The organism is Acinetobacter sp. AOR18_HL, assembly GCF_027855145.1.
GTDB classification, from domain to species: Bacteria; Pseudomonadota; Gammaproteobacteria; order Pseudomonadales; family Moraxellaceae; genus Acinetobacter; species Acinetobacter pittii.
This window is the reverse complement of sequence record NZ_JAKTIG010000058.1, coordinates 110,570-135,167: the sequence shown is the minus strand read 5'-3', so window position 1 is coordinate 135,167 and position 24,598 is coordinate 110,570. Positions and strand designations below refer to the sequence as shown.

The following is a 24,598-nucleotide window of genomic DNA, read 5'->3' as shown; positions in this document are numbered from 1 at the left end:
TTTCTAGGACGAGTATTCAGTGACATGGCAACTTGATTTAAATAATGCTGATCTGCCTGATTTAAATCAATCCCTTTAGGTAAATATTGCCTAATTAAACCATTCATATTTTCGCATGTGCCTTTTTGCCAAGGTGAATGTGGGTCACAGAAATATACATCTATGCCTAAATCTTCTTCGAGTATTTTATGTTCTGACATCTCGCGTCCACGGTCATAGGTCAACGTTTTACGCAGTTCTGCAGGTAAATATTTCAGAGCTTCAGTTAAAGCCTTGCGCACTGATTCTGCCTTTGCATCAGGTAATGTTGCCAAGATACAGAGCCGTGTATTTCGTTCAATAAGTGTTGCTATCGAACTTTTATTGTCTTTACCTTTAATTAAATCAGCTTCCCAATGACCCGGTATTTTTCTTTCTTGAACTTCGGCTGGGCGCTCATGAATAGTTTTAATATCCTGTAATATAGAATCTTTTTTAGGTTCACCGTTAGCTTTTCGCTTTTTATTTTCATGACGCAGACAGGATAATAAGTCTTTTTTCAACTCACCCTTGGGTAATGCTCGTATCGTTGAATAAATCGTTGTATGGCTTACATTCATTGTTTGATCCAAATCAGGAAATGTCTTTAAACGCTTTGCTATTTGCTGAGGAGACCATAAACAACGGATCGCTTCAACAATAAATTTCCAGAGGATTGAATCGATTTTGAGTTTTCTGTGACCACGTCTACGTCTAGCGAAGGTGTTATCAGAAGCATATCGAGCTTGATAAACGTCATTGATGCTATTTCTTTTAAGCTCACGATAGATCGTACTAGGATGTCTTTTAATGAGTTCAGCAAATTTTCTGGCTGAAAAGCCTTCTTTTCTTGACTCAAGCATTAATGCAGTACGATCTTCAAAGTTAAGATGATGGTATGACAATTTTATATACTCCATAAACCCTTTAAATTAATTAGGTGGTTTATGTCGCACTTCAAGTTTTACTCTGCCGTAACTTAGAAAATTACTCTCATAGTCGAATTGTACTTAGCCAAAATGCTGCTAAAGAAGTCTGGCCAACTATATTGCAATGGATAGATAAGGATTCATAAGTAGCTTTTTAAGCCATTTATATTAAAAATAATTTTCTAGTTTATTGAATATAAATAATCTTTAAAATTTTAAAAGAATGTACTGATACTTTAAAATTTTAAAAGAATGTACTGATACTTTAAATATAAAAAACGCCCCCAAAAGGGCGCTTTTTCAATTCATTGGATCTTAACTTTTACTTAGCTAACAAATTTTCCAAAATTTGCTCATAAATATCAGTTAATGGATCAAGGTCTTGTACATCAACATGTTCGTTAATTTGATGAATTGTTGCGTTCAGAACACCTAATTCCAATACCTGTGCGCCTGTTGGAGCAATAAAACGGCCATCAGAAGTACCACCACTCGTTGAAAGCTCAGTTTCAGTACCCGTTACGTTCAAAATAGCAGTTTGCGCTGCATTAACGAGTTCACCCACAGGTGTTAGGAATGGTAAACCAGAAAGATTCCAAACGATTTCATACTGTAAACCGTGTTTATCTAAAATCTCATGCACACGTTGTTTAAGTTGTTCTGCTGTTACTTCTGTTGAATAACGGAAGTTAAAAGTAACTTCTAGTGCACCAGGAATAACATTTGTTGCGCCAGTGCCAGCATGAATATTTGAAATCTGAAATGATGTTGCTGGGAAATATTCATTTCCATTATCCCAAACAGTTTGGCATAACTCTGCTAAAGCTGGTGATGCTTCATGAATCGGATTACGCGCCAAATGTGGGTAAGCCACATGACCTTGCTTACCTTGAACTTTTAATACGGCATTAAGTGAACCACGACGACCATTTTTAACAATGTCACCCAATTTATGAGTACTTGAAGGTTCGCCTACCAAACACCATGTCATCTTTTCGTTACGTTTTTCAAGAGTCTCAATCACTTTAACCGTACCGTTAATAGCAGGGCCTTCTTCATCAGAAGTAATTAAAAAAGCAATTGAACCTTTATGATCAGGATGTTTTGCGACAAAACGCTCAGATGCAACGACCATCGCTGCAAGTGCTGTTTTCATATCGGCCGAACCACGACCATATAATTTTCCATCGCGAATTTCAGGTGCAAACGGATCTGAATTCCATGCTTCTAACTTACCTGTCGGAACTACGTCAGTATGGCCGGCAAAACAAAATACAGGTTCTTCAGTTCCGCGACGCGCCCAAAGATTGTCAACTTCACCAAAACGCATCGGTTCAATATGAAAACCAATTTTGGCTAAACGGTCTGCCATGATGGTTTGGCATGTATGATCAATAGGAGTAACAGAAGGTTGTTGTAACAGTTCTAAGCTAAGCGAGAGAGTGTCTGAATGGTTCATACCGAAAATTGCGTGCTGATCAGGTGAAATATAGTCCGATATAATAGGCGAATCTCTAGATGATGGGTACGTAAAAATAAAAAAACCTTATCGGAATGATAAGGTTTTTGAAGTAACAACTCTAACTTACATTTTATCTTGTGTTTTTTCAGCAGTATTTGTTACAGCATCACCTGCTTTAGAAACATCTTGCCCAAAACCTTTAAACGTATTACACCCTGTTAAAATAACAGCAACCATTACAGACGCAGCTAAAACTTTTTTCATCATTTTCTCCGTTTAAATTTAATAATGAAGTAAATTTAGATTAAAAAACAAACGGAAAAAGAAACATGACTGTTTAATAGTAAAAACGTTATAAAATGTTTCTAGAACCTTAAAACTTATTGTTAATTAGCTTAATTTTTGCAGTTGAGGCTTGATGTTTAAGTACGAAGGATGTCTAAACATATAAAACAAAACCTCTTCACTATTTTTACAATATAAACCGTCTGTCCACCAATGTGCTGGATTTGAAGTCTGCTCTTTATTTGGACACAACCATTCGTGTCTTTCCAATCGATAAAAAGAAGAATGTGGAATGGTAGTACCCCAATATCCCAAACGACGCTTTAAATTTATCCAATCTGGTAGCGACTTTTGAAAATTTAGTTGAAGTGGTAGGTAGAGTTGTCCTTTTAAAACCGCAAAACGTTGTTGAATCTTAAAATTTAATGCCTCAGAAAATTGAAATTGCTTATTCGTAAAATGATAAAGTTTCTTGCTTAAAGTATCTTGACGGTTTAATCCAATCCATTGTTCTAAATGTAAGTCTGCCTCGCCCAAATAATATTTTAACGCGACCTCCCAATGTTCAATTTGTTGAGTTTTTTTATTTAAAATTAAAAAATCCAGTTCACCTAAAGTTTTTGCTCCATCAATTTTTTGAATACTATGGCCTAACAGCTGGTAAGGATGATAATTATCCTCTTGTAGCCAGAACCAAAGTAAATTCTCAAAGCGTAAACCTAAGCGTGTACTTTTAAGTTGAGATAAAAACTCGATTAAAGGCTCTGGTGACTGATCGAGCTCTTTTAATCGTGGTAAATAATTTTGGAAATGCTCTTCCCATACTTCGGTTGGGTGCAGCTTAAAGTCATGTTGTATAGAAAAACTTTTTGGTAATTGGCAAAGTAAATTTGGACTAGCGATACAAAAAGCCAGCTGTCGCACGATAGGATGTTGGAATTGAAGCCATGGTTCGAAATAGGAAGTTTTCACTGAGGCAATATTCATATATTTAATACTCGAAGTAATTCATCCTAATTTCATAAGGGATCAACAAACAATATTAGAAAAACACTTTATACTAACGCTAACAGCAGGTTAAGGTTTATATATGCGAACATTGTTCTGGCGCTCTTTGGTCGTGATTTTTATCACGCTAGGCATTATTGGAGCAATTTTACCAGGTATGCCCACAACAGTGTTTTTGATTCTGGCTGCATGGGCAGCTTCAAAGGGATGGCCACAAATGGATGATTGGTTATTAAACCATCCCAAATACGGCCCAACATTACGTGATTGGCGAGCCAATGGTACAGTACCACGTAAAGCCAAATGGATTGCAAGCATAATGATGGCAATCAGTGGCCTTATAATGCTATTTACTTCAGCACCGCTTTGGGTCAAGGTTTTTACTGATACTACCATGTTCATCGTTGCAGTTTGGTTATGGCTACGCCCTGAGCCAAAATTAAAAGATTGATAATCTTTTAATTTTGGCGCAAGACAAGCAGTGAAACTGCGCGTAGATAAGAGAAGATTGATAATCTTTTAATTTTGGCGCAAGACAAGCAGTGAAACTGCGCGTAGATAAGAGAAGATTGATAATCTTTTAATTTTGGCGCAAGACAAGCAGTGAAACTGCGCGTAGATAAGAGAAGATTGATAATCTTTTAATTTTGGCGCAAGACAAGTTCTTCATATAAATTTTTACTTAAACTCAAAGTATTTGAGTTGATATAAGAGAATAAGTTCAATGTCTCAATTTAAGCTCGAAGATGCAGATGTCCTCATCGATTTAGCAAATCAAACATTAACTTTGCCTAAACATAATAAGTTTTATGTCATTTCTACCGGAAAGAACGGAATCGGTGAGCAAGAGAATACTGGTAGGACTCCACGTGGATGGCATAGGGTTGCAAAAAAAATTGGTGCACAATCTCCTCAAAATGCGGTTTTTATTGCACGTAAGCCAACAGGGGAGGTGTATAGCAGTGAACTAGCAGTACAATTCCCTGAACGAGATTGGATATTGTCACGTATTCTTTGGTTAGATGGCTTAGAAGAAGGCTTTAATAAAGGCGAAGGTCACGACACCATGCAGCGTTATATCTATATTCATGGCACACCTGATAAAGAACCGATGGGTGTTCCCATGTCACATGGATGTATTCGAATGCGTAATGAAGAAATCATTGAGTTGTTTGATTTAGTCGCTGAAGATGCATTGGTTTATTTGTCTGAGCAATCTTTAACCTAAAATAAGATTTTAAAAATTCTTATTTAATTAGCTGAATGATCAAAATATTAAAATAAGTGCTTAAATAAAATACAAAAAATTGTTTTTTACTTAATAATGACTTATTTTTAATCATTCATTCGCATTTTTTTGAAAAGTTGTCGAAAAGCGTTTGACACCTGTTAAAGATTCTCTATAATGCACCTCACAAACGATGAAGACGTTAAGGGCGCTTAGCTCAGTTGGTAGAGCGTCTGCCTTACAAGCAGAATGTCGGCGGTTCGATCCCGTCAGCGCCCACCAAGCCTTTACGTTAAGCTCTCAAGTGCAGCGGTAGTTCAGTTGGTTAGAATACCGGCCTGTCACGCCGGGGGTCGCGGGTTCGAGCCCCGTCCGCTGCGCCACTTAAGACTTAACATCGTTTACCCCACAATTGCGATATTGTGAAAGTGCAGCGGTAGTTCAGTTGGTTAGAATACCGGCCTGTCACGCCGGGGGTCGCGGGTTCGAGCCCCGTCCGCTGCGCCACTTTTCAGTTCGGGTTGTGTTTGGAAGATGATTTAAGATGTAAAAATTTTAAATCGAAAAATTAATAATTTATTAGTTTTTTCTTCTTGGGGCGCTTAGCTCAGTTGGTAGAGCGTCTGCCTTACAAGCAGAATGTCGGCGGTTCGATCCCGTCAGCGCCCACCATATATGTGACCATACTTTATTTTAAAGTATTGTAGTGCAGCGGTAGTTCAGTTGGTTAGAATACCGGCCTGTCACGCCGGGGGTCGCGGGTTCGAGCCCCGTCCGCTGCGCCATTCTCTTGATTCCCTTGTCTAGAGAATGTAGAGTATAAAGATACATTCGCTATCTTTTCTCATTAAGGGCGCTTAGCTCAGTTGGTAGAGCGTCTGCCTTACAAGCAGAATGTCGGCGGTTCGATCCCGTCAGCGCCCACCATAATTTATATCAGAAATTTAAATTCCCTAAATTCATATTCATCTATAAATATCTTATACTTACATGTAAATTTATTTACTACGTGACTCAGTGTAGATACAACGTTTCTATTCTAAAATTAAAGTCCTTATACCTTTAAGTTATTCTTTTTATTGATCGCTAGTTCTTAATTTTTTAGCATTAGTGTTTTTTTACTCTTGCTGTTGATGGGCTTCCTCCTCCTTATTAAATTTCTTTATTAGTGGCTAAAGATAAGAATCTAACTTGCAATTTATGATCTTCAGCTTAGATCAACTCTGTATTTGTACCGATCACTAATATTTTCACAAATAAAAAAACTGCTATTTTTTAAATAGCAGTTTTTTTTATTAAATTATTTTTAATATTCGTTTAAAAGCCATCCACTTGCATATGCGAAATATTCACGTAACCATGCATTGTAGCGAGTAGCTAATGGTGTCTCGGCCGCTATCCCATAAACTTGGGTATAGCCCTGTTTTTTTGCAATTGCTATTGCTCGAGGAATATGAAAATCACTTGTCACAATAGCGATTGGCTGGTCTAAGGTAATGTGGTGCTGTTCTAATAAGGGTTTACTATTTTTTAAGTTAAGCTCTGTGCTGGTGCTTTTATCTTCAAGGATCATTTGATCTCTTGCGATATGATACTTTTGTTCAAGATAACGAGACATAACCAATGCTTCGCTTTCTTTTTCTGAAAAATCAAGACCACCTGTTAGAACAATCTGTGCTTGCTGCTGTTTTAGGGCTAGAGGGGCGGCCGTATCTAAACGTTTTGCAAGAATTGTGGATGGCTGACCATTCTCAACACCGCTTCCTAAGACAATAATTGCTTTTACTGGAGGAATATTATTTGAAGTATCTTTATTTTCTTTAATAAAGCTAAAAAAATAGCCTAAGCCAATTAACCATATCCAGAAGCATAACCATCCAAAACGCCAAAGTGTGTGTAAGCGATAGTGATAGAAGAAAAAGCGTTCTAAATGATAATAAAATAAGGAATATAGGCAGAGGAAAGCACCTAAAATTAAAGGAATAACGGTGCCTACATTAATTTTATTGAGACAAATTAGAACTAATCCATCTAGAAATAAAATCGAACCAATGATTGCTAGGAAAATACGGATCCACTTACTGACTTGCATTGTGCTTAGAGTTGCAATTTAAATTGCAGACAGTGTATGCAAAATCATTCTGAATGCAATAAAAAACCGAGTAAAGCATTTAAGCTATTACTCGGTTTTAGTTTTTATTGATCTTTAATAAACATCACGGCGGTAACGGCCTTGTTGTCTTAAATCATCTACCTGTTCTTCACCCAGAATTTCGATAAGTGCTTGATCGACTCCACTTGCCATACCATCAATACTACCGCATACATACAGAACAGCACCCCGTTCTACCCAGCTTACTAATTCTGCTGCATTCTGACGGATTACATCTTGAACATACATGCGTTGTTCTTGATCTCTCGAAAAAGCTAAATCGAGGCGTTTTAACATTCCTGTGGTTTTCCATGCCTCAATAGTTGATTCATAGAAGAAATCACATGCTCTTTGACGTTCACCAAAGATTAACCAGTTTTCCGTGTAATCATGACGCGTACGGGTGTGTAATAGGCTCATTAAGCCAGCAATACCTGTTCCATTACCAATACAAATAATAGGGCGGTTATCATCAATAAGATGGAATGATTCATTGGTACGAATACGCAAAGCAATTTCATTATTAACTTGCGTATGTTGAGTCAGCCAACCCGAACCTAAACCTAAGTTACCAGACGCATCATATTGTTGACGAACAACTAAGCGAAGGACTTGCTGAGACGGAATGCTCGCAATCGAATACTCTCGCGTTGGTAGAGTAGGGAGCTGCTCTAATAAATGATCCAGATTGGCAAATGGTTCAATTTCACCAGTTAAATCTTTATTCCAAAGTGCTTTTTCAATTGAAAACTGTAATGAATCAACTTTTGAATTTTTAAGAATATGATGCTTTTGCAAAAAAGCATGAATACGTTCAGGACTATTACCAGGCTGGATTTCAGCAATATCTCCCGCTTGCCATATCGCCTCATGATTTGCTTTAAGTTCGATATTATAAGCAGGCTGACCTAAGCTATTTGGATTGAGTAAATCACGTTGCTGCAATGTCCAACTATCAAATACTTTTTCCAGATTTACCGCATGCAAATCTAATTTGGTTGCTTTAGCGAGAGATTGATTCCAATTTTGAATATCCGATGGGTTTGCATTATCAACTTCAATTGTATTGAAGAGAGCATGGGCACCATTTGCTTTAAGCCAAGCATCTACTTCATGACCGAAACTACAGTAAGTGTCTGGATATTCTTTAGAGCCCAGCGCTAGAACAGCATAGTTGATGTGCTTAAGATCCACATTCAATTTTAAAAGTTTTTTAGCAAAGCTTGTAGCAAGATCAGGAGCATCACCAGTACCGTAAGTACTGATCACGAATAAGACCTGTTGATGTTGCTCTAAATCAGTTTGTGTTAGCTGCTGTACAGGTTTTACCTGAACAGGTTGATGAGCCTCCTGTAAACTTGTTGCCGTGCTCCAAGCGAGTTGTTCAGCTACGCCGGTTTGAGTTGCATAAGTAATAAGCCAAGGCTTTGCATTTGGATCAATGTATTGTCCTGCTAAAGACTGACGAGCCGCCTGTGTTAATTTTTTCTGTTTACGGCGTTTAAGATACAGCATCCACCCAGTAACCAAGAACAAAGGCATTGCTAGAGAAGCAAGCATTGCAACGAATTGATAAATTGGTCCAAAGAAGCTACCGCGGTGTACGGGTAACATGCTGCTCATAATCTTTTGATTAAGCTTTTTGTCTTCGTAAAGCTCCATCTTTTCGATGTTGCCAGTTTGATAATTATAGATGGCTTGGTTACGTGCCCGTTCGTGTTGTGGGGTAGCATCGACAAAGCTTAACTCAATTTTTCCATCATCTTTTTTCGGTAAGCTTAATGTTAGAGTCGAATAATCACGTCCAACCTGACTATTGAAGCCACTCCATGTTTGATTAAGTGCTGTAATGAGTTGAGTATTATCTAATTGAGGCTCTGATTTTTTATCATTATTACGGTCAGATTGTTTACCTTGCTGCATTCCACGATTTTGATTTTGAGGAGCAGCGCCATGATCTTGTCGTTTAGGCTGTTCAACTCCCATCACTTTGAACATGCCACTACGCCACCAATCATAAGACCAATATAGTCCTGTACATGCGAAAAGAAGATAAAAAACAATGACCCATGTGCCGACAACAGCATGTAGATCCCAAATAAAATTCCGGCCTTTGAGTTTCGGTTTAACAGCAAGCCATTGATGAGCAGAGTGCTTTTTAGGCCAACGTAAATATAACCCACTGAGTACGAAGTAAATTAGCATGAGTGCGCAGGCACCAGTAATTTGTTTACCAACTTCACCTGCTGTTAAATTACGATGAATTTGTTGTATGAGTAACAACAACTTTCGGCCTTTAACATCTGGAAGAATCTCAGCGTTATAAGGATTCACCATCATATTATAGCCACGGCGTTCACCTTCTTTTTCAATATTTACAATAGAAGAAGAGGTTGGGTCCTTGGCGATCGTAATGCTATTAATTTTGATTTCAGGTTGGGTTGTATTGAAATGTTGATATAGCTGAGCAGGAGTTAATTTTGGAGTGTTTTCAGCTTGTACAACATAACTATCAGAATTCACCCATTTTAAAATTTGTTGGTCATAAGAATAAATTGCACCTGTAACACCCATAATGGATAAGATTAGGCCAGCAGTAATACCCAGAAACCAATGAATTTGAAATAAAATTTTTTTAAACATGGTCGAAAATGTAAATATGATGGAGATCTTGTAACGAAGTATAGCCGAAGATTGGGGAGATAATATGGATTTTGGAGATAATATTAATTTTCATTATCATTTATTTTTAGCTTAATAAAAAACCTCCATGAGGAGGCTTTTTATAAAATCTAGAATTACAAGGTTTTTGGTTCGCCTACAGATTCTTTTAAGTGTGTGCGAATTGTGTTGAACGAGAAGTTTTTAGAATCCATGCGCTTAGGTAGGATATAAGCACCTTGTTGTTCTTGGCCTTTTGGATCTTTTACTTTGAAATTGACCAAAATAAAATCAGGTGTATTGTACCATTCGTAGATATTTTTCCATCCAATAGTACCTACGCCTTCTTGTAAGCCCATTTGTTGACGCATCACAATACCATGAGGCTGCACACCTAAACGAATACCTTTGATTTCCTGTACCGGAAATTCATTCATTTTGCGTTTAACGTACCATTCTAATCCGTATTTACGACCAAGGTAATAAAGTACTACAGCAACAATAGCAACCCAGCAAAAAACAGTAGAGTAGTTCTTAATAAAAATAAGACCTAATATAGCTAGGGCTAAAACGACACCCATAATTGCCCAAATTTTTGTGCTGATTTTATTGGTGCTGCGCCAGATAAGAAGCTGTGCATTACGTTGTTCAGCTTCTGACACGTCATAGGGAACAGGCTGAAGCGTATAAGCGTATAAAGTTTTCGCGGTCATAGTGCAAATAACAAATTGTAAACTGTTTTAAGTTTAGCATTAATTGGCATAAGTCAGGAAAGGATATTATGCCAATTTCATACTAATTTCCGACTCAAATTTATAACGATGCAAGCTCGCTGGCATCATTATCAAGATCATGACTTAGGCGTTGTTTTAGCATACTAAAACGGTTCAATACACCAAGCATGAGTGATAGCTGCTGTAAAATAATGAGTGATTTCTGGTCCTCTTCATTATTTTGACTCAAACGTTGACGTATCGTCTGGAGCATATTTTGTGCTGTAAGATCAGGCATCTCATCTCTTAATAATGCACCCTGAATATCATCTAGCGCTTGGTCTAAGAGTTTAAGAACAGCTTGATCTTGAATGCTTTCTCGATGTGCTCCAAGTGCGGCGATATAACTTAAAAATGTATGGTTTAAACATAAAAATTCAAAGATATCCGACTTACGGGTAGGGTCAAAGTCTGGCTCTGTTGCTAAAGTTGAAATAAGTGAAGCAACCTCGGCATCTGTATTATGAGCAGCTCGTCTTACAATACGGTAATTCAACGCATGATTGCGGCCTTCATGATATTGTTTAACAACTTCAGCTAAATAATTGCATTGAGCTTGTAATGAACGTCTGATGTTGCGAGGTAAGCGTCGGAATTTCCAGTCAGGCCAAATAAATGTCACCCCAAACCAAGCTAGGGCACATCCAATTAAAGTATCTACAAATCGCGGAATAGCAGCAGCCATTGCCGAGCCATCTAGATTAAAGTTAATTAATGCCAAAATTGTAATAAATGCGGTTGCTTGAGCATATTGCTTACTGCGTAACTCAAAAAACAGTACCCCGCTCAAGATCAACATTAATAGTTGTCCTTCGACGGAAGGCACGAGAAATACAATGGTAAGACCAACAATAATTCCGACTAATGTTCCGACAATTCGTAAGCGTAAGCGACGTTTGGTTGCGTTGAAGTTAGGTTGGCTTACAAATAGGGCTGTAAGCATAATCCAATAGCCGTACTCGATATTGGTCATTTGAATCAGCACATACCCAATAAAAAGAACGATTGAGACGCGAATTGCATGGCGGAAAAGTACAGATTCAGGAGTTAAATTTTGCTTTATTCGGATGACAATATCGTTCCATCCTTGTAAATCATCATCTTTAAGCTGGTTCTCTGCTTGTTTAACTTTATCAGACTGAATGTGTTGTTCCGTTTCTAAGTTGAGTAACTGAGAGTCGATAGATTTTAAATTTTGGTATAAAGCGAAGAGAGCATTTACCCATAACAGATCATAATGCTGATCACGTCTTAGTTTCTCTAAAGATAGTCTTAAGTTCTCAAAACTCTGCTTGAAGCGTTTGTTATGGTTATAAGGTTTGCGTTGTAAAATACATTCGTTTAACTCTTGGCAAGCTTTGCCTTGAACCGCCAAAATTCGTTGAAATCTAAATAAAATATCACTGTGCTGAAAAATTTTGGCTAACTTTTGATAGTCGATATGGGCTGAGTCAGCACGCTCATGAATGTCTTGAGCGACAAAATAATAATGTAAGCTTCGGCGTGTATCTTTTTGCCCACGGTCACCTTTTAAACGAGTCAATAAAGCTGTTTTTAAGTCATTAAAAATCGTAATTAACTTACCATTTTCTAATGACAGCTCAATCATACTTTGCTGATAGCTGGCAGGAGTCATATCTACATCAAATAAATTTGATTTTGCAAATAGAAAATCACCTAGAGATGCATAAGACGCTGCGAGTTTATCTTGAAGTTGGCGAACCGGAAATAGTAAAAAGCTAATAGTAGCAATGAGGCCATACCACGCAGCACCTGCAACTAAAAGAGCAGGTTGAATATACCAGTGATCAAAAAGGTGAACACCCAACATGGTGTAGACCGAAACAACCAAACAGCCATAAGAAATAGTGGCGTAACGACGTCCTAATGAACCTAGTAAAATCCAGCCAATACATGAGGCAATCAACCCTAAAGCAAAAGCCATTGGGTAGGGGAAAAGTAGTTGTACCGAAGCTGCGGTAACGAAGAACCCAATATAAGTATAAATTAGGTTCATGATTCGCACGGAAAAGCGATCATCAATATCACTCAAACCTGCTGCGACTACACCTAAAGTGAGTGGAATAGTTGCTAATTGATAGCCTAAAAAATAAGGCACGAAAGCAGTTCCTGAAAAGGCTATCAGCATTCGCACGTTATACATAAATGTTGTGTTATAAGTCGCTCTTTTTAGGCGTTTAAACCAAGATTTCAAATGAAGTCCTTGCTGATCAACCTGAGTGATAAAGGATTTGTGTATTTCTACACCAATGTTGCACAAATCATACGATAGACAGTGTAAGCTTGTCTGTATGCAAATGAGTGAAAAATGAAATATCGTTATGTCTGAACAAACAGCCCAGCGTCAATACTCTATTGGCTGGATTATGTTGCTCGCTTTACTTACGGCTTTAGGGCCGTTATCCATTGATATGTACTTACCTGCGTTACCACAAATGGCCCATGATTTTGGGGTAAGTACGCAAATGGTGGCAAATACACTACCAGCTTATTTTTTTGGTTTAGCCATTGGGCAGTTGGTTTATGGTCCTTTAAGCGATCGTATCGGTAGAAAGAAACCACTTTACTTTGGCCTCGCGCTTTATGCAGTCGCAAGCTTATTTTGTGTAATGGCTACTAATGAATGGAGCTTGATTGCGGCCCGTATTTTACAAGCTTTAGGTGGTTGTGTTGGCGTAGTCATGGCTCGTGCAGCAATACGCGATAAATTGGATGTTCAAGGCTCTGCACAAGCTTTCTCAAGCATGATGATTGTCATGGGACTTGCACCAATTTTGGCTCCTATGATCGGAGCATGGATTTTAATTTGGTTTCCGTGGCAGGCTATTTTTATTGCGCTTTCAATTGTGGGTGCGCTGTGTTGGCTGTGCGTACATTTCTTTTTTAAAGAAACTTTGGCAAATGATAAAAGGCTTAAGCTATCGCTCTATCAAGTGGTGACTTTATATGGAGCTATTTTCAAAGATGCGAGTTTCCGCTTACCTATGTTTGCAGGCTGTTTAACGGGGGCAGCATTATTTTGCTATATCAGCTCAGCACCTGCAGTGTTTATGGACCAGTACGGACTTAATCAGCAAGAGTTTGCTTACGTATTTGGACTAAATGCTTTTGGCATCATGTTAATGTCCTCTTTAAACAAGCACTTAACAACACGTGTTGAAATTACCAAACGCTTAAAATCGGGTTCACTTGTGCAAGTGACTGGAGCCCTCATTGTATTTATTGCGGGTTTAATCCCTGCAGCGCCTTTATGGCTGGTTATGGTAGGGTTATTTTTAGCTATTTCAGGCATTGGTTTAACAGGCCCAAATGCAATGGCGTTAGCAATGTCCAAACAAGGTGCTCGCGCTGGGACAGCAAGTGCAATTATGGGAAGTATGCAATTCGCTTGTGGCCTTTTAGGTGGCGTGATTCTTAACTTCCTGATTTGGTCCGCATCGCTCAATATGGGCGTAATGATGGTGTTATTTACACTAAGTGGTTTTATTGTCGTGTTGAAAGCGACACAACAGGTCAAAACCAAGCCATTCTCATAGCTTTTAGAGAATGGCCACTTATAGCTTATTCGTCTAGAAAAACTGTGAAATTTTCAACAGGTTCTCTAGGCGTAATAAAGGTATTTACAATGTGGTTAGGATCGGCATGACCTAATGCAATTGCACATACCAGTTCTTCGTCATCTGATGCACCTACTATATCTAAAACAATAGGGTGAAAATGATTCCAAGCTGCTTGTGGGCATGTATCTAAACCACGTGCCTTGGCAGCGACCATCACGTTTTGGATCATCATTGCGATATCCATTTTAGAACCGATTCCCATCGTTTTATTTACGGTAAAGAAAAGGCCGACTGGTGCATCAAACAATTTAAAATTACGTAGCTGCTGTTCAGCCATTTTTTCTTTTTCACCCTTTTTGATTTCGAGTAAACCGTAGAGTCCCCAACCATTCTCGCGGCGGCGGTCAATAAAAGGAGATATCCATTTTTCAGGATAATAGGCAAAAGTTTCTTTATATCGTTCTGCAAGTTCAGGATTTTTTGAAACTTCAATTTGTGCAGCACAGACACGTTCAACCATTTCATCACGCTTTTTACCTGTGACCACATAGACTTTCCATGGTTGGGTGTTCGTTCCAGAAGGTGCTCGACTTGCGACTCGTAATATATCTTTAATGACTTCTGGCTCAATTGGAGTATTTAAAAAAGCGCGGACAGAATGTCGAGAAGTGATAGCTTCATCAACGAGACGAACTTGTTCCAGATTCATGCGTACTCCTATATCTTTTCTTAAATACTTAATACTTTTTTGAAGTTTAATTTCATGTTTTGAAAGTAATTCATTTATAAGCAAAAAATATTAGAAAAGGGATATCCTTAAAGATATGATGATGTGTTTAGTTTGGATATAATGTCTAATTAACTCTAATGTGAATATGCCACTTTAGATCTAAATAGACAAAAAAGTATGATGTTTTTGACTATAAAAATAAATTTATAGCATCAGTTGGATTAAAAATCACTCAATTGAAAAAAAGGTATAATATGTTTAAAAACAGTACAAAACAGATGATTTTGAATAAAAAATAATCGGAAATAACATAAATTTTTAATGAAAAACATACACAAAATTTTAAATTTCTGCATAATACCGACTTTTTTACGCAGGTATGATTTCTCCATACTCATGTTAGGAAAGAAATGGCTGCATACAAAATCCCTTTACAAAAAGGATTTGAATGTAGAAATGGAGAAATACACGAGGAATAAGGAGCTTTACATGAGTTTACCGCTCATCAACAAGCAGTTCATGAAACAAGGATTGGCGATTACCATTGCAACCATGAAAATGAACGTAACTCACGCAACTACTGAGCCACAAGAAATACAACAGCTTGGTACAGATCTAAATGCACTCTTCTCCAATCAGAGGGAAAAGGGCGCAGATAGCCGCGTCATGGCGATGGCTCGTTACAGTCTTTGAAATTCATATCCATTTTAGACATTCGCTCTCAAGTATATGTAAATATGCTTATTGGCTTAAATCCAGATTTTTATAACTCGATTAATTGATGGGAATCATTAAACGAGCTGATTTAGCGGTGGTCATTTGTTAGTTTCCAAGTTTGTAGCCGAGTCGATGCATTCTGTTCTCCCAAATGGGAATATGTTCAGTGGTGCGATGAATTCATTTTATCTGAAGGGTGCTTTCTCTCATGCGACCTTCAAAGGCTTAGTGCTGGGCATTATGTTGCTTAAACTTGTGACGTTAATTGCTATTCAAGTGACATTAAAAGTTTTTCCTTAAATGTACTGAAGAAGTCCCTATTTTGAGGGGCTTTTTTGTTTATTGCAGTATTTTGGCTTGTGCTATTAGCACATTAGCAAGAACGTAAGCGGACCGAGTATGAATGAACAACTCAATGCCACACTGATGTCGTGGGTACAATTTTTTAATGATCCTTTATGGGATTTTCTGGTTATTTTCTTGCTGGCTGTCGGTATTTTTTATACGGTCTTAACGGGGGCAGTGCAGATCCGCATGTTCTTGCAAAGTATCCGTGTCATGAAAAGCAGCCGTACAGAAGGCGAAGATGAGCATGGACTTACACCTTTCCAAGCTTTTGTAACGGGTCTTGCAAGCCGTGTTGGGGTGGGTAACATTGCAGGTGTGGCAATTGCGATCGCAATTGGTGGCCCTGGCGCTGTGTTCTGGATGTGGGTAACTGCTGTACTTGGTATGAGCTCTGCTTTTATTGAGTCTACACTTGCTCAGCTTTTTAAAGTTCGAGATAACAAGACTAAACAGTTCCGCGGTGGACCAGCTTACTATATTACCCAAGGTTTACGCAGTAAAACCTTTGGTGTGGTTTTCGCACTAGCACTCATTTTTACCTACGGTTTCGTATTCAACTCAGTCCAAATTAATGCGATTGCTAATGCTTCTTCACATGCTTGGGGTTGGGACAAAGCTAATCTTATTGCTCATTTAGGTGGTGTTGATCTAGAAATTTCATGGGTTGGCCTTGCGCTTGTCGTTATGGTTGCATTGGCAATTTTTGGTGGTATTAAACGTATCGCTAAATTTGCAGAGATGTTTGTACCTTTAAAAGCGGGTCTTTATCTAGCCGTTGCTCTATATATCGCATTAAGCAACTATGCAATTTTGCCTGATATTTTAAAGTTGATTGTGACCGAAGCTTTCCATTTTAATGCTGCGGCAGGTGGTTTCTTTGGTGCTGCAGTCTCAATGGCAATGATGCAAGGTATTAAGCGTGGTTTGTTCTCAAACGAAGCGGGTATGGGTTCTGCGCCAAACGCGGCTGCTGCATCTGATGTAAAACATCCTGTAAACCAAGGTTTAGTACAAATGCTTGGTGTATTCGTAGATACATTCATTGTATGTACAAGTACAGCGATCATCATCTTAGTTTCTGGCGTTTACCAAGACGCAGGTTTTGTTGGTGTTGAATTAACACAACGTGCCTTAGAAACTCAAGTTGGACATTGGGGATCTGATTTCCTAGCGGTTCTATTATTCTTATTCTGTTATTCAGCTGTATTAGGTAACTATGCTTATGCAGAAGGTAATGTACAGTTTATTAATAACAACCCGAAAGTCATGTTCATCTTCCGTATTTTCGTATTGGTGATGGTGTACTTCGGTGCAATCGGTAGTGTTCCACTCGTTTGGTCTATGGCTGACTTATTTATGGGTATTATGGCAACCATTAACTTGATTGCGATCTTACTGTTAACGCCAATGGCACGTACTTTGTTAAAAGATTACCGCGAGCAATTGAAACGAGGCATTAAAGAGCCTGAGTTTAAAATTGACAAGTATCCGGAATTGAAGAAAAAAGTTGATTCAGATATCTGGTAAGTTTCAAAAGGCCTCTTATACATAAGGGGCCTTTTTCATATAGGCGATAAATAAAATACTTGAGTCTAAATTTTAAACATGACAAATTAAATAAATTCACTACAGCTTTTCACGAAAGTAGCAACTAAAATTGCAATCCGAACTTAAACCTCATAGTACGAAGATGGGCCATGAAACAGCTTAAATTGTGGGTTCTCGGACTCTCTATGGTGTTGGCGGGATGCCAGACCACCACACACTTGTCTGCTGCTCTAAAACCGCAAACGACAGAAGCGTATGCTCGTCCTGTCGATCAACCTTTTGCAAGAATTAAAAAAATGCAAAAACGTCCTGTTGTTGCGCTTGTATTGGGTAGCGGTGGGGCACGAGGTTATGCTCATATAGGGGTGATTGAAGTTTTAGAACAACATGGTATTCGTCCAGATTTTATTGTAGGTACGAGTGCGGGTAGTATTGTTGGGGCAATTTATGCGAGTGGTAAATCACCTGCTGAACTGCGTGATACTGCCTTAAAAATGAAAGCTGGCGATGTCCGTGATATTAGTATCGGTTTAAAAGGCTTTTTTGATGGCAAAAAAGTAGAGAACTACGTTAACCAGCAAGTAAATAATATGCCACTCGAAAAAATGAAGATTCCAATGTATGTGGTGGCAACTGAACTGAAGCATGGCACTAAGACCGTATTTAACTACGGCAATACTGGGCAAGCCGTGAGAGCCTCTGCTTCGATTCCGAGTATGTTTGTGCCGACTAAAATTGGTAAATCTGAATATGTTGATGGCGGCTTAGTGAGTCCTGTGCCAGTTGAAGTGGCTCGTGATTTAGGGGCTGATGTCATTATTGCAGTTGATATTTTAGCTCAGCCTATTTACACAGAAACATCGAATGTATGGGGACTGTTTAACCAGAATATTAATATCATGCAAGGGCGTTTGGCAGCAGAAGAGTTACAATATGCGGACGTAGTTATTCAGCCAGATTTAAGAGAAAAAGCGCATATTTTTGATGTCAAAGGCCGTGAAGCTACTATGAAATCTGGTATAGATGCAGCTAATGCCAAGCTTTCTGATATTCAGTTTGCTATTGATGAAAAAATAGCTGAACAAAATATGTCTACGGAAGGCTTGAGTGCTCAAAGCCAATAAATAAACGTTAATATTCTGAAAATTAAATAAAAAGCCCACAAAGGGCTTTTTTTATGGAAGTTTAAATCTTTAATTTTTGGAATAAAATTTTTTGTATATTAGAGACATGTTGGATATGCTGAAAACTCTAATGGTTAATATGAAATATTGTTGCCGTTTTTTAAAAATAATTGATTTGTAGTGTATTGAGGCTGACTGGATAAATGATACAGCAACAGGTTAAAAATGGCTTTCCAACATTAGATGATGTTCATGCTGCCGCAGAGCGTTTGGAAGGTTTAGTTGTAAAAACTCCCTTTGTTTTCTCAGAGACCATTTCTAAAACCTTAGGGGCTGAGATGTGGTTGAAATTTGAAAACTTACAATTTACAGCTTCATTTAAAGAGCGGGGTGCTCTGAATAAACTGTTGTGTTTATCTGAGCAAGAAAAGCAACATGGTGTTATTGCAGCTTCCGCAGGCAATCACGCACAAGGTGTAGCCTACCATGCTCAGCGGACAGGTGTGACTGCAACTATTGTAATGCCGAAATCTACGCCAAATGTTAAGGTGCAACGAGTACGTGAGTACGGTGCGCGCGTTATTTTGCATGGGCAGGACTTTTCAGAAGCTGCTGCTGAAATGCATCGTGTTGCACAAGAAGAATCTTTAACGATTATCCACCCATTTGATGATGCTGAAATTATTGCGGGTCAAGGCACCATTGCACTTGAAATGCTTGCGGCTGTGCCTGATCTGGATATTTTGGTTGTGCCAATTGGTGGTGGTGGTTTAATTTCTGGTATTGCAATTGCTGCTAAAGCGATCAATCCAAAAATCAAAATTATTGGGGTGCAGTCAGTTGTATACCCAAGTATGGCAAAACTACTTTGCAATTATCAACATGCGGTTTCAATGGGCTCTACTGTTGCTGAGGGTATTGCGGTAAAAACTCCAGGTGAGCTTACGACCCAAGTTGCTAAAGAATATGTTGATGACATTGTCGTTGTCACTGAAGACATGATTGAAGAAGCGATTGCACTATTACTTAATATTGAAAAAACAGTATGTGAAGGAGCAGGGGCAACAGGTATTGCTGCAATTATGTCGCGTCCCGATCTGTTTTTAGGTCATAAATTGGGCGTAGTGCTATCAGGTGGCAATATTGATACACGTGTTATGGTCTCTGTATTACAACGCCATTTAACCCGTACAGGTCGTATGGTTCGTATTCGTGTTGAATTACCGGACAATCCAGGTGCTTTAGCTCGTTTGACGGCCATTATTGCTGAGCAGGGTGGTAATATTTATGAGCTGCGTCATGAACGCTTTGCGGCAACAAGCCGTGCCAAAGAAAGCGCTGTGAGCGTTGATGTAGAGTTAAAAAGTGCCTCGGATCTAGATTTGCTCATTCAAGCAATGCAATTAGAAGGCTATATTGTTCGTAAAGAAGAGATTTAATCTCTGATATCACTGTGTTATAAAAGCTGTATATGGCTCTATCGAGAGTCATATACAAGGTAATTTAAATGGATTAAATTGCCAAAAAAGGGATTTATTTACAAAAAAACGATCAAATCCTTTAATGGAACAGGAAAAACTGACAATTCTCTAAACTTTACCCTTCACAATTTTAAGGTTTAGGTTTTAGTATTCCTTTCATTGTAAATTTGAAGAAATATAGGGATATCCACGCTCAATGTTCAAATCATTTTTTCCATCACCAAGGTATTTCTTTATATCTGCGGTCATTTGGATCGCGCTCAATATGGTGCTCTGGTACTCAGGTGGAAACACATGGGGAACTTTTATCGGCTTTGCTAAGGGCTACCATGATACTCAACTACCATTAGATGTGAGCCGTTTTTGGTCTCCCACTTTCTTATGGTTTTATGTTTGGTTTTTAGTCTCTACTGCGCTTTTTGCTGGTTTCTGGAGGGCTATATCGAATAATCCTTGGCAACGTTGGTCTGTGTGGGGTTCGGCGTTTATTTTATTTAATATCTGGTTTAGCGTTCAGGTTAGTGTAGCTGTTAATGCATGGTATGGGCCTTTTTATAATCTCATTCAAAGTATGTTAGATCACGGTGGTGGTGATATTAATAAACTTTATATGGGAACAGTTACATTTCTTTTAATTGCGATGGTCGGTGTGACTTTAGCTGTTATTAATGCTTTTTTTGCTAGTCATTATGTATTCCGCTGGCGTACAGCAATGAATGAATATTACACAGAGCATTGGGAAAAGCTTCGTCATATCGAGGGGGCTTCACAGCGTGTTCAAGAAGATACCATGCGTTTCGCCTCTGTTTTAGAAGACCTGGGAGTAAATTTTGTTAAGGCTATAATGGTTTTAATTGCCTTTTTACCTATTCTTTTTGAACTTTCTAAACAAGTTAAAGTACTACCTATTGTAGGTGAAATTGATCATTCATTGGTCTGGGCTGCAATTGTATGGGCTGTTTTTGGTACTGTTCTATTAATGGTTGTTGGTATTAAATTACCTGGTTTACAGTTTAATAATCAAAAAGTAGAAGCAGCCTATCGTAAAGAACTTGTCTATGGTGAGGATCATGAGGAGCGTGCACAGCCAAAAACATTAAGAGAATTGTTCTCAAGTGTTAGGCTGAATTATTTCCGTTTATATCTGCATTACTCTTATTTTAATTTAGTTAGTATTTGGTATATCCAATTAGATATTTTATATAGTCTAGTTGTTTTATTCCCTTCTATTGCCGCAGGTAAAATGACATTGGGTTTAATTACGCAAATAGGTAATGTTTTTGATAAAGTCCGTGAATCATTCCAATATTTAATTAGTTCATGGAAAACGATTATTGAACTGCTTTCAATTTATAAGCGTTTAAGAATATTTGAGAAAATTTTAGATTAAAAAGTAATCATATCTCTGAAAGATGCCTTGGTTCAAGCCATGGCATCTTTAGAATTATTAAGTATTTAGTAGAATAAAAGATTTAGTAAGTTTCTTCGTTTATTATTTTGATTTATATAAAAATATATTTTTGAAAATATTATATTTTCGCGGTATAAAACTTGCTTCTATATTGGTTTTAATTTTGCCATTCGCTTAATTAATAAAAGTCAATCGCTATTAAGTTATTGTTTTTAATTATTAAATATTTAAATGTGAGGTTGAGTCTTTGAAATCTATTTTACTTAAAAGTGCTCTTACGATTGCACTTATGACTTCTGCTAATTTGGTACGTGCGGAATTAGTAACAAATTCTCAAATCAAAAAAATATCAGGTATAGATCAACAATATATTGATTCCTCTATTAATGAAAAGAACGATTTTTATTCACATGTAAATGGTATTTGGTTAAAAAATACTGAAATCCCAGCTGATAAAGCAAGTTGGGGAGCTTTTAATCAGCTCCGTGAGTTATCAATCAGCCAAGTACATGGAATTGTAGAAGAGCTCTCTGGTCAAAAGTGGGTGGATGGTAGTTTAGAGCAAAAAGTAGCTACTCTATATGCTAGCTTTATGGATGAAAAAAGTATTGAGAAGCAAGGTATTAGTCCTCTAAAAAATGAGATAAATCAAATTGATAAATTGAAAAATAAGAATCAAATTGCAATTTTAATGGCACATTTTGCTCGTATTGATGTCAATAGCCCAATCCGTCTAAGCATTGAACAGGATATGAAACAATCTACTGAAATGGTGGTTGGTTTGGAGCAAAGTGGTTTGGGTCTACCTGACCGTGATTATTATTTGAAAGATGATAAAAAATTTATTGAAACTCGTGCACAGTATTTAAAGTATATTGAAAAAACTTTAACACTTGCTGGAGACTCGCAAGCAGCACAACATGCTCAGGAAATTTTAAAACTTGAAACTCAGTTGGCAAAAATACAATGGAGTAATGTACAAAATCGTAATCTTGCAAAACGCTACAATAAATACAAAATCAAAGATTTATATAAACTAACACCTGTATTTGATTGGCAAGGTTATCTAACAGCAACTGAATTAAAAGGAAAAATTGATACTATTCAGGTAAATCAGCCAGACTACTTTCAGGGCTTAAATACAATTATTCAAGATACACCCTTAGATATATGGAAAGCTTATTTTAAATTGCATTTGATAAATAATTTTTCTCCATTACTAAATAGCGCTTTTGTAAATAATAAATTTGATTTTTATAACAAGACACTTCGAGATATTACTGAACAAGAAGCGCGTTGGAAGCGTGGTGTACAGCTTGTTGATAAGGTTCTGGGAGATGGTATTGGCAAACTTTATGTTGAAAAATACTTTCCTGCTGAGAAAAAACAACAGATAGAATTATTGGTACAAAATCTGATTCGTGCTTATGACCAAAGCATTACAGAATTGGACTGGATGAGTCCTGCGACGAAAATACAAGCTCGTAAAAAGCTTTCTCACATGTCAATAAAGATCGGGTATCCAAAAAAGTGGCGTGATTATTCTGGTCTGCACATCGCTAAAAATGATTTAGTTGGAAATATAATTCGTGCAAGTGAGTTTAGATACCAATATGAACTTAATAAATTGGGTAAGCCGGTTGATCGTGATGAATGGTATATGAAACCACAAACGGTGAATGCTTATTACAATCCATCATTGAATGAAATTGTATTTCCAGCAGCGATATTACAACCGCCTTTTTTTAATATAAACGCAGATGATGCAGTGAACTATGGTGGTATAGGTGCTGTGATTGGCCATGAAATTAGTCATGGCTTTGATGATCAGGGTAGTCAGTTTGATGAATTGGGCAATATGAGAAACTGGTGGAATGCTGAAGATCATCAGCATTTTAAAGCTAAAACACAAGCGTTGATTGAACAATATAACCGTTATGAACCGATTGCTGGTTATCATGTTAATGGTGAATTAACATTAGGTGAAAACATTGCAGATAACTCTGGGTTAGCAATTGCCTATAAGGCTTACCAAATTGCACTAGGCGGTAAGCCAGCTCCTGTAATTGATGGACAGACTGGGGAGCAACGTTTTTATATGGGATGGGCTCAAGTTTGGCGTGCGAAAACCCGCGAAGCTCAAGCGATTATCTATTTAAAAACAGATCCTCACTCTCCTGATAAAGTACGTGGCAATGGAGCTTTAATGAATCAAAAACCATTTTATGAGGCTTTTAAAATAAACGAAGATGATCAGATGTATTTACCACCAGAGAAGCGGGTAACTATTTGGTGATTAAGAAAACCCGCGAAAGCGGGTTTTTTTATAAGTATTGGATTAGTGCGTTGCATTATAAAAATTAAGGATAGGGCCAACTAAAGACTGCTGCGATTTATCTAAGGTGACTTGAATCTCTTTATAGTTAAAAGTGTCTTCATCATAATATTTAGCAATACCATGGGTTTTATTGTTCACTTGTGGAATTTGATAACTAAAAAAAGCCACTTTTTTAGAAGGGTGAACAATATGGATGAGTTTTTTAGGATCTTTAAATCCGCCAAATTCATTTTCCAGACTTTGTTTTAATAGTTCAGGAAAGTAAAGCGTTGCATTGGGTAAGCCACATCCAACGCAAAATGAGGAGTCGTAAAGTTCTATTGCTTGCTTCTGATCTGGACTCATTATTAGAGTAAAACCAGTTCCATTTGCACCTGCATTTGCCTGCACGTCGTGCCAACTTTTGGGAACAAGCACTAAACCTGTTTCAGGTAATGCAAGAAGTTTTAATTGTTTGGCGTGTTGAGTCTCGAGTTTAAAATTAAAATGGCAGCTTTTAGGTGTACAGGTTTCAAAGTCTTTAAGTAAACCATTCTCTGTAGGACTTTGTGCTGTAACACCATAAAAAGGGACTGTAATACCTTTTAAAAATTTTGCCTCTCCTAGAGAATAGAACTGATTATCTGCTTTGCGGGTCGCAGCAGAGCTATAAAATTTGGGGAAATGGGGTGTAAAGCTTTTTACTTCTGCATAAGCAGGTGAAGTTAGACTGGTAAATGCAGTAAATAATAAAAAATTCAGTTTTTTCATTTTTAGAAAGTAATCAATTTAAATTTTATATAAATCTAGCATATTCTTTTAAAC

At 37.6% G+C, this 24,598-nt stretch carries 20 protein-coding genes, 6 tRNA genes and 1 pseudogene; 17 read left to right on the top strand and 10 right to left on the bottom strand.

Annotation, left to right across the window (positions count from 1 at the left end; translation table 11 throughout):
• Window positions 1–938 (bottom strand): IS30-like element ISAba125 family transposase (locus MKL51_RS14700; protein ID WP_079396101.1); only part of this gene is annotated, 938 nt, incomplete at its 3' end.
• Window positions 939–994: 56 nt separating this feature from the next.
• Here MKL51_RS14700 and MKL51_RS14695 point away from each other — a divergent pair.
• A pseudogene (locus MKL51_RS14695) lies at window positions 995–1,093 on the top strand (alpha/beta fold hydrolase); the annotation flags it as partial.
• Between the two features lie 176 nt (window positions 1,094–1,269).
• Here the strand turns inward: MKL51_RS14695 and dapE are convergent.
• The 3 genes from dapE to MKL51_RS14680 form a co-directional block, all read right to left on the bottom strand.
• Window positions 1,270–2,406: a succinyl-diaminopimelate desuccinylase gene (gene dapE, locus MKL51_RS14690; protein ID WP_005064372.1), complete on the bottom strand. Its 1,137-nt coding sequence runs from the start codon at window positions 2,404–2,406 to the stop codon at window positions 1,270–1,272.
• A gap of 126 nt (window positions 2,407–2,532) precedes the next feature.
• The gene (locus MKL51_RS14685) at window positions 2,533–2,676 is read right to left on the bottom strand and encodes an entericidin A/B family lipoprotein (protein WP_014207555.1); all 144 of its coding nucleotides are present in this window, start codon (window positions 2,674–2,676) and stop codon (window positions 2,533–2,535) included.
• Between the two features lie 123 nt (window positions 2,677–2,799).
• Window positions 2,800–3,681, bottom strand: coding sequence for a DUF1853 family protein (locus tag MKL51_RS14680; protein WP_017482142.1), 882 nt, complete (start codon window positions 3,679–3,681; stop codon window positions 2,800–2,802).
• Between the two features lie 103 nt (window positions 3,682–3,784).
• Between MKL51_RS14680 and MKL51_RS14675 the strand changes: the two genes are divergently transcribed.
• The 8 genes from MKL51_RS14675 to MKL51_RS14640 all read left to right on the top strand — a co-directional run bounded on the left by MKL51_RS14675 (window position 3,785) and on the right by MKL51_RS14640 (window position 5,857).
• On the top strand, window positions 3,785–4,153 hold the full coding sequence (locus MKL51_RS14675) for a YbaN family protein (protein WP_017400240.1): 369 nt from the start codon (window positions 3,785–3,787) through the stop codon (window positions 4,151–4,153).
• Window positions 4,154–4,426: 273 nt separating this feature from the next.
• Entirely contained in the window at window positions 4,427–4,930 is a 504-nt protein-coding gene (gene elsL / locus MKL51_RS14670; protein ID WP_017482141.1) for a cell wall-recycling L,D-carboxypeptidase ElsL, read from the top strand.
• Between the two features lie 206 nt (window positions 4,931–5,136).
• Window positions 5,137–5,212: transfer RNA gene (locus MKL51_RS14665), tRNA-Val, on the top strand.
• 24 nt (window positions 5,213–5,236) lie between these two features.
• A tRNA-Asp gene (locus tag MKL51_RS14660) sits at window positions 5,237–5,313 on the top strand.
• A 47-nt stretch (window positions 5,314–5,360) separates the two neighbouring features.
• Window positions 5,361–5,437: transfer RNA gene (locus MKL51_RS14655), tRNA-Asp, on the top strand.
• 89 nt (window positions 5,438–5,526) lie between these two features.
• Window positions 5,527–5,602, top strand: a tRNA-Val gene (locus MKL51_RS14650).
• Window positions 5,603–5,638: 36 nt separating this feature from the next.
• Window positions 5,639–5,715, top strand: a tRNA-Asp gene (locus MKL51_RS14645).
• Between the two features lie 66 nt (window positions 5,716–5,781).
• A tRNA-Val gene (locus tag MKL51_RS14640) sits at window positions 5,782–5,857 on the top strand.
• Window positions 5,858–6,236: 379 nt separating this feature from the next.
• Here MKL51_RS14640 and MKL51_RS14635 read toward each other — a convergent pair.
• From MKL51_RS14635 to yccS, 4 genes are all read right to left on the bottom strand, one after another.
• Complete coding sequence (locus MKL51_RS14635; RefSeq protein ID WP_017482140.1) at window positions 6,237–7,022, bottom strand: YdcF family protein; 786 nt, start codon at window positions 7,020–7,022, stop codon at window positions 6,237–6,239.
• A 114-nt stretch (window positions 7,023–7,136) separates the two neighbouring features.
• A complete protein-coding gene (locus tag MKL51_RS14630; RefSeq protein WP_017482139.1) occupies window positions 7,137–9,725 on the bottom strand; it encodes a PepSY domain-containing protein in 2,589 nt (862 codons plus the stop codon).
• 155 nt (window positions 9,726–9,880) lie between these two features.
• Window positions 9,881–10,456, bottom strand: coding sequence for an SdpI family protein (locus tag MKL51_RS14625; protein ID WP_002116136.1), 576 nt, complete (start codon window positions 10,454–10,456; stop codon window positions 9,881–9,883).
• A gap of 100 nt (window positions 10,457–10,556) precedes the next feature.
• Window positions 10,557–12,731 carry a YccS family putative transporter gene (gene yccS, locus MKL51_RS14620; RefSeq protein WP_017400237.1) on the bottom strand — a complete coding sequence of 725 codons (2,175 nt, stop codon included), beginning with the start codon at window positions 12,729–12,731 and terminating at the stop codon, window positions 10,557–10,559.
• A gap of 127 nt (window positions 12,732–12,858) precedes the next feature.
• Between yccS and MKL51_RS14615 the strand changes: the two genes are divergently transcribed.
• Window positions 12,859–14,073: a multidrug effflux MFS transporter gene (locus tag MKL51_RS14615; protein WP_017482138.1), complete on the top strand. Its 1,215-nt coding sequence runs from the start codon at window positions 12,859–12,861 to the stop codon at window positions 14,071–14,073.
• Window positions 14,074–14,098: 25 nt separating this feature from the next.
• Here the strand turns inward: MKL51_RS14615 and MKL51_RS14610 are convergent, their stop codons facing one another.
• Window positions 14,099–14,806, bottom strand: coding sequence for a nitroreductase (locus tag MKL51_RS14610; RefSeq protein WP_017482137.1), 708 nt, complete (start codon window positions 14,804–14,806; stop codon window positions 14,099–14,101).
• 510 nt (window positions 14,807–15,316) lie between these two features.
• On the opposite strand from MKL51_RS14610, the gene MKL51_RS14605 reads away from it, so the two are divergent.
• The 7 genes from MKL51_RS14605 to MKL51_RS14575 all read left to right on the top strand — a co-directional run bounded on the left by MKL51_RS14605 (window position 15,317) and on the right by MKL51_RS14575 (window position 23,752).
• A complete protein-coding gene (locus tag MKL51_RS14605; protein WP_005064392.1) occupies window positions 15,317–15,520 on the top strand; it encodes a hypothetical protein in 204 nt (67 codons plus the stop codon).
• A gap of 183 nt (window positions 15,521–15,703) precedes the next feature.
• Window positions 15,704–15,844: a hypothetical protein gene (locus tag MKL51_RS14600; protein WP_014207545.1), complete on the top strand. Its 141-nt coding sequence runs from the start codon at window positions 15,704–15,706 to the stop codon at window positions 15,842–15,844.
• A 99-nt stretch (window positions 15,845–15,943) separates the two neighbouring features.
• The gene (locus MKL51_RS14595) at window positions 15,944–17,419 is read left to right on the top strand and encodes an alanine/glycine:cation symporter family protein (protein WP_017482134.1); all 1,476 of its coding nucleotides are present in this window, start codon (window positions 15,944–15,946) and stop codon (window positions 17,417–17,419) included.
• A gap of 170 nt (window positions 17,420–17,589) precedes the next feature.
• Window positions 17,590–18,564 carry a patatin-like phospholipase family protein gene (locus MKL51_RS14590; RefSeq protein ID WP_017482133.1) on the top strand — a complete coding sequence of 325 codons (975 nt, stop codon included), beginning with the start codon at window positions 17,590–17,592 and terminating at the stop codon, window positions 18,562–18,564.
• Window positions 18,565–18,767: 203 nt separating this feature from the next.
• Window positions 18,768–20,003 (top strand): threonine ammonia-lyase, encoded by a 1,236-nt coding sequence (locus MKL51_RS14585; protein WP_005064397.1) that lies wholly within the window; start codon window positions 18,768–18,770, stop codon window positions 20,001–20,003.
• 238 nt (window positions 20,004–20,241) lie between these two features.
• A complete protein-coding gene (sbmA, locus tag MKL51_RS14580; protein ID WP_017482132.1) occupies window positions 20,242–21,435 on the top strand; it encodes a peptide antibiotic transporter SbmA in 1,194 nt (397 codons plus the stop codon).
• Window positions 21,436–21,703: 268 nt separating this feature from the next.
• Window positions 21,704–23,752, top strand: a complete 2,049-nt coding sequence (locus tag MKL51_RS14575; protein ID WP_017482131.1) for a M13 family metallopeptidase — start codon at window positions 21,704–21,706, stop codon at window positions 23,750–23,752.
• 42 nt (window positions 23,753–23,794) lie between these two features.
• Here the strand turns inward: MKL51_RS14575 and MKL51_RS14570 are convergent, their stop codons facing one another.
• Window positions 23,795–24,544 (bottom strand): DUF4850 domain-containing protein, encoded by a 750-nt coding sequence (locus MKL51_RS14570; protein WP_017482130.1) that lies wholly within the window; start codon window positions 24,542–24,544, stop codon window positions 23,795–23,797.
• Window positions 24,545–24,598: the final 54 nt, after the last annotated feature.